The organism is Amycolatopsis sp. NPDC058278 (assembly GCF_042881395.1).
GTDB lineage: Bacteria > Actinomycetota > Actinomycetes > Mycobacteriales > Pseudonocardiaceae > Amycolatopsis.
In genome coordinates, this window is the sequence record NZ_JBHVXZ010000241.1 from 1 (window position 1) to 5,430 (window position 5,430).

8 protein-coding genes are annotated in these 5,430 nt (G+C 70.2%); all 8 read left to right on the plus strand.

The genetic code is table 11. The features are described 5' to 3' along the window. The first annotated feature begins 145 nt into the window (after positions 1-145). Positions 146-583 carry a roadblock/LC7 domain-containing protein gene (locus tag ACFVYA_RS49330; protein WP_285992429.1) on the plus strand — a complete coding sequence of 146 codons (438 nt, stop codon included), beginning with the start codon at positions 146-148 and terminating at the stop codon, positions 581-583. Between the two features lie 101 nt (positions 584-684). Then, the gene (locus ACFVYA_RS49335) at positions 685-1,053 is read left to right on the plus strand and encodes a DUF742 domain-containing protein (RefSeq protein ID WP_285993852.1); all 369 of its coding nucleotides are present in this window, start codon (positions 685-687) and stop codon (positions 1,051-1,053) included. Beyond that, positions 1,028-1,654, plus strand: coding sequence for an ATP/GTP-binding protein (locus tag ACFVYA_RS49340; protein WP_285992428.1), 627 nt, complete (start codon positions 1,028-1,030; stop codon positions 1,652-1,654). The genes ACFVYA_RS49335 and ACFVYA_RS49340 overlap by 26 nt, the downstream gene beginning before the upstream one ends. Positions 1,655-1,677: 23 nt before the next feature. Continuing rightward, a complete protein-coding gene (locus ACFVYA_RS49345; RefSeq protein WP_285992427.1) occupies positions 1,678-2,904 on the plus strand; it encodes a styrene monooxygenase/indole monooxygenase family protein in 1,227 nt (408 codons plus the stop codon). 73 nt (positions 2,905-2,977) lie between these two features. Continuing rightward, positions 2,978-3,844, plus strand: coding sequence for a Ku protein (locus ACFVYA_RS49350; protein ID WP_387055523.1), 867 nt, complete (start codon positions 2,978-2,980; stop codon positions 3,842-3,844). Between the two features lie 130 nt (positions 3,845-3,974). Beyond that, entirely contained in the window at positions 3,975-4,184 is a 210-nt protein-coding gene (locus ACFVYA_RS49355; RefSeq protein ID WP_387055525.1) for a hypothetical protein, read from the plus strand. Positions 4,185-4,446: 262 nt separating this feature from the next. Next, positions 4,447-4,776, plus strand: coding sequence for an ArsR/SmtB family transcription factor (locus ACFVYA_RS49360; protein WP_387055527.1), 330 nt, complete (start codon positions 4,447-4,449; stop codon positions 4,774-4,776). After that, positions 4,773-5,429 (plus strand): cation transporter, encoded by a 657-nt coding sequence (locus tag ACFVYA_RS49365; RefSeq protein ID WP_387055528.1) that lies wholly within the window; start codon positions 4,773-4,775, stop codon positions 5,427-5,429. The genes ACFVYA_RS49360 and ACFVYA_RS49365 overlap by 4 nt, the downstream gene beginning before the upstream one ends. The last annotated feature ends 1 nt before the right edge of the window (position 5,430 follow it).

The following is a 5,430-nucleotide window of genomic DNA, read 5'->3' on the forward strand; positions in this document are numbered from 1 at the left end:
CCCCACAGCCGACCCCGGCCGGCGAAACCGCCGCGACCGGGCACGAGCGGCTGCTCGCCGACCTCGGCGCGTTCGCCGACGGCGAGCAGGGGGCGCTCGCGGAGAACCGCACCCGGCAGGACGAAACGCCCGGAGGAACCGCCCGGTGAGCGCTCCCCAGCCGGCCACGGCGAACTTCGCCTGGCTGCTCGACGACTTCGTGCGCAAGGTCCACGGCGTCAGCCACGCGCTGATCATGAGCGTGGACGGCTTCCCGCTCACCGCCTCGGACTCGGTCGGCGAGGCCGAGGCCGAACAGCTGGCCGCGATCGCCAGCGGCCTGCTCTCGCTGGCCGGCAACAGCGCGGCGCTGTTCGGGAAGGGCACCTGCGAGCAGATCATCATCCGGCTCACCCACGGCTACTTCCTGTTCATGGGCATCGGTTCCGGTGCCGGGCTCGCGGTGCTGACCTCGGGTGAGGCGGACATGAAGGTGGTCGCTTACGAGATGACCCAGTTCATCACCAACGCCGGCCACGCGCTCACCCCCGAGGTGCGCGCGGAGCTGCGCCAGGTGCTGACCGCGCGCCGGCCCCGGATGTGACGCCCGTGCCTGAACAGTCTTTGGGTGGCGGAGTCCCCGGCCCGGGGCGGAGCCCCGGTTCGCAGCACGAGGATGTGATGCCCGTGTCCACAGTGTCCACAATGTCCACCTCGGACACCCCGTTGCCCCGCCGCAGCCGCCGGATCCGCGCGTACGCGCTCACCGGCGGCCGCACCGGCACTCGCCAGCAGCTGCTGGTCGAGACGCTGATCTCGGTGCCGCGGTACGACCCCGCGCTGAGCGACACGCTCATGCCGGAGTCGCGCTCGCTCTACGAACGCGCGCGGGTGCGGTGCTCGGTCGCCGAGCTGTCGGTCGGGCTGGACCTGCCGCTGGGCGTGGTGCGGGTGCTGCTCGGCGACCTCGCCACGCAGGGCGCGGTGTTCGTGCACCCCACCGCGCACGCCTACCACCACGACACCAACGTGCTCGAGAGGATCCTTGATGGGCTCAAGCGGCTCCCCGCCTGAGGGCGATCTGCTGACGATCTCCGCGAAGATCGTCGTCGCCGGGGGCTTCGGTGTCGGCAAGACCACGTTCGTCGGCGCGGTGTCGGAAGTGCCGCCGATGAGCAACGAGGCGTGGATGACCGAGGCCGGGGAAGGCATCGACGAAATCCCGCCCGGTGGCAAGTCGACCACGACCGTGGCCATGGACTTCGGCCGGATCACGCTGCGCCCGGACCTGCTGCTCTACCTGTTCGGCACGCCGGGGCAGGCGCGGTTCTGGTTCCTGTGGGACGACCTGAGCCGCGGCGCGCTCGGCGCGGTCGTGCTGGTCGACACCAGCCGGATCGAGGAGTCGTTCGCGGCGATCAACTACTTCGAGAACGACTCCGAGCTGCCGTTCGTCGTGGCGGTCAACCAGTTCGAGGGCAAGCCGGTGCACGACCTCGACGAGGTGCGCGACGCGCTGGCCCTCGATCCCGCCGTCCCGCTGGTCACCTGCGACGCCCGCGACCGCGCGTCGACGATCGCCACCCTGACCGAACTGGTCGGTCACACGTTGTCGCTGGCGGTGCTCTCCGGCCCGGTGGGCCGCGAGCTCGCCGGCAGCGTCCCGCACGCCTGAGTCCCCGGAAGGTGGAGAGCGCCATGCGCAAGGTCCTGGTCGTGGGCGCCGGGCAGTCCGGCCTGCAGCTGGCCCTCGGGCTGCAGGCGGAGGGCTACGACGTCACCGTGATGTCCGCGCGGACGCCGGAGGAGATCCGGTCCGGGCGGGTGATGTCGACGCAGTGCATGTTCCACGACGCGCTGCAACACGAGCGCGACCTCGGGATCAACCTGTGGGAAGCCGAGACGGTCGACGTCGAAGGCCTCGGCGTCTCGGTGGCCGCACCGGACGGCGGCCGCGCGCTCGACTGGTTCGCCGAGCTCGACCGGCCCGCCCAGTCGGTCGACCAGCGGGTGAAGATGGCCGGCTGGCTGGAGCTGTTCGAAGACCGCGGCGGCAAGCTCGTCATCCACGGCGTGATGACGTCCGAGCTGGACGCGCTGTCCCGGCTGTACGACCTGGTGATCATCTCGGCCGGCAAGGGCGAGCTGGTCCAGCTGTTCGACCGCGTGCCCGAGCGCTCGCCGTTCACGCGGCCGATGCGCGCGCTTTCGCTGGTCTACGCCCACGGGGTGGACCGGCGCCCCGAGCACCCGGACAAGGTGGGGGTGCGGTTCAACATCGTCCCCGGCGTCGGCGAGCTGTTCATGATCCCGGCGTACACGCTGAGCGGGAACTGCGACATCCTCTTCTTCGAAGGCGTGCCCGGCGGGCCCCTGGACTGCTTCGACGACCACCCGGGCCCGGACGAGCACTTCCGGCGCGTGCTGGACCTGATGCGGCAGTTCGTGCCGTGGGAGTACGACCGCTGCCGCGACGCGGAGCTGACCGACGCCAAGGCGACCCTGGCCGGTGGGTACCCGCCGGTGGTCCGCCACCCGGTCGGGACCCTGCCGGGCGGGGCGATCGTGCTGGGCATGGCCGACGTCGTCGTGGCGAACGACCCGATCACCGGGCAGGGCTCGAACAACGCGAGCCACTGCGCGGCGACCTACCTCGACGCGATCGTCGCCCGCGGCGACCGGCCGTTCGACGCGGCGTGGATGGAAGCGACGTTCGAGCGCTACTGGGCGTACGCCCGGCACGTGACCGAATGGACGAACGCGCTCCTGCTGCCGCCGCCCCCGCACGTGCTCCAGATCCTCGGGGTGGCCGGGCAGAATCCGGCGGTCGCCCGGCGGTTCGTGAACGGTTTCACCGATCCGGCCGATTTCCGGCACTGGTTCATGGATCCGGCCCTTTGGGAGAAATACCTGGCAGAGGTCTAGATCAGACTGTCGTCGAGGGACGATTCGGGCTACGGTAACTACCGAGCGTGAAGACGACCTCGGAGGTACTGGCATGCGGGCGATGTGGAAGGGCTCGGTGTCCTTCGGGCTGGTCAGCATTCCGATCCAGATGTACGCGGCCACCGAGAACAAGAACGTCTCCCTGCGCCAGGTGCACGAGGCCGACGGCGGCCGCATCCAGTACAAGCGGTTCTGCACGATCGACGGCCAGGAAGTGCCGTACGCCGAGATCGCCAAGGGCTACGAGCTGCCCGACGGCGAGATGGTGGTGATCACCGACGCGGAGATGGCGGAGCTGCCGCTGACCACCCAGCGCACGATCGACGTGCTGGAGTTCGTGCCGCTCGAGTCGATCGATCCGATCCAGTACGACCGGACCTACTACCTGGAACCGCAGAAGAACGCGGTCAAGCCGTACATCGTGCTGCGGGACGCGCTGCACAAGTCGAGCCAGGTGGCCATCGCGAAGGTCGCGGTCCGGCAGCGGGAAAGCATGGCGGTGCTGCGCGTGCACGCCGACGTGCTGGTGATGACGACGATGCTGTGGCCGGACGAGGTCCGCGAGCCCGACTTCCCGTTCCTGCGCGACGACCCGCCGCAGGTCCGGCCGCAGGAGCTCACCATGGCCGGGTCGCTGATCGACTCGCTGGCCGAGCCGGTGTTCGAGCCGGAGAAGTACCACGACCACTACCGCGAGGCCCTGGAAGAAATGATCGAGGCCAAGGTCGCCGGCGACGAGACGACCAAGCCCGCGGCGGTCACCGCCAAGGCCGACGTCGTCGACCTGATGGCGGCGCTGCAGGCCAGTGTGGACGCCGCGAAGAAGTCTCGTCAGTCCTCTTCGGAGGCGTCCGAAGAGGACGCCGAACCGGCGAAGAAGAAGCCGGCGGCCCGCAAGCGGGCGCCGAAGCCGGCCTGAGCCGCCTGAGTCGTCTGAGTCGTTTTCGGACGGGTGGTTGTGCCGACACGCCGCCCGGGTGCCGTGCCCGCGTGCTTCCCGGTCCTACCTTGGGTGCACGTCGTCCACGAGCGCGGAAAGGCGGCCGGTCATGGAGTGTGCTTCTTGTGACGCCGGGATCGATCACTGCCACGGCACGCTGGTGGTGCACCCGGACGGCGGATTCGCCGGGTGCACCGATCCGGCCTGTGAGGACGGTGACCGCGTGCGGCACGCGCTGATCGTCGACTGCCGGGGCGTCGGCGGCGGGTGCGGCTGTGCCACCGGGCCGCGGAAAACCCTGCTGCGCCAGGCTTCCTGAGCCTCCCGCCAGGATCCGGGCAGGCCTTCCCGGCCGGGTCCGCCCCGCCGGGGAGGCCTGCCCGGTGTTCGGATGGCGTCAAGGCGGTCACACGATCGTGTATGCAGCTGTGTACAGGGGCTTGGCGATGTGCTAACACTAACGAGGTCCTTCGGCTCTCCCTCCCCCTCGGAGCCGGAGGACCCCTTATTTTCCGGATGTCTCGGAGCTCTCGAGCGGTGTCCGTTGTGGATGCGTCAGCCATGACTGTACAGTTCACTGCATGGTGACATGTGAGACGCGCGAGTCGGCGCTGGCCCGCATCGGGCGCGCGCTGTCGGACCCGACCCGCTGCCGGATCCTCACCGCGTTGCTCGACGGGCCCGCCTACCCGGGACGCTTGGCCGCGGAGCTCGGGCTGAGCCGGTCCAACGTCTCGAACCACCTGTCGTGCCTGCGCGGCTGCGGGCTCGTCGTGGCCGGCTACGAGGGTCGTCAGGTGCGGTACGAGATCGCCGACGCACACCTGGCCCGCGCGCTGCGGGAGCTCGTCCAGGTCGTCCTGGCGGTCGAACCGCGGGCGGCCTGCGAGGACGAGGTGGTGGCGCGATGACGCCGGAACCGGTCGTGGAGGCCTGCGCCGGCGGGTGCTGTGCGTCGCCGGGGGCCGGGCCGGATCGCCGGGTGGTGCTGGTGCGGCGGGTCCGGCTGCTGGTGGCCGCGACCATCACCTACAACGTCGTCGAGGCCGTCGTCGCCCTGACAGCCGGCGCCGCGGCGTCGTCCGGGGCGCTGATCGGCTTCGGGCTGGATTCGGTGATCGAGGTCGCATCGGCGGTCGCGGTCGCGTGGCAGTTTTCCGGCCGTGATCCCGGAGCGCGGGAACGGCGGGCGCTGAAGGCGATCGCCATTTCCTTCTTCGCGCTCGTGATTTACGTGACGGGGGAGGCCGTCAGTACGTTTTTAACCGGCGCGTCGCCGGAAACCTCCCGCACCGGAATCGTGCTCGCGGCCATTTCCCTCGTGGTGATGCCCGCGCTTTCGGGTGCGCAGCGCCGGGCGGGGCGCGAGCTGGGGTCCGCGAGTGCGGTCGCGGATTCGCGGCAGACTTTGCTCTGCGCTTACCTTTCCGCGGTCCTGCTGGCGGGGTTGCTGCTCAACGCCCTGTTCGGCTGGTGGTGGGCCGACCCCCTCGTCGCCCTCGCGATCGCCGGGGTGGCGCTCAAAGAAGGCCGAACGGCCTGGCGCGGCCAGCATTGCTGCTGAC

Coding starts and splice junctions, on each gene's coding strand:
- ACFVYA_RS49360 (WP_387055527.1), top strand. CDS start 4,447: ATGGTGACATGTGAGACGCGCGAGTCGGCGCTGGCCCGCATCGGGCGC.
- ACFVYA_RS49365 (WP_387055528.1), top strand. CDS start 4,773: ATGACGCCGGAACCGGTCGTGGAGGCCTGCGCCGGCGGGTGCTGTGCG.
- ACFVYA_RS49350 (WP_387055523.1), top strand. CDS start 2,978: ATGCGGGCGATGTGGAAGGGCTCGGTGTCCTTCGGGCTGGTCAGCATT.
- ACFVYA_RS49340 (WP_285992428.1), top strand. CDS start 1,028: ATGGGCTCAAGCGGCTCCCCGCCTGAGGGCGATCTGCTGACGATCTCC.
- ACFVYA_RS49345 (WP_285992427.1), top strand. CDS start 1,678: ATGCGCAAGGTCCTGGTCGTGGGCGCCGGGCAGTCCGGCCTGCAGCTG.
- ACFVYA_RS49355 (WP_387055525.1), top strand. CDS start 3,975: ATGGAGTGTGCTTCTTGTGACGCCGGGATCGATCACTGCCACGGCACG.
- ACFVYA_RS49335 (WP_285993852.1), top strand. CDS start 685: ATGTCCACCTCGGACACCCCGTTGCCCCGCCGCAGCCGCCGGATCCGC.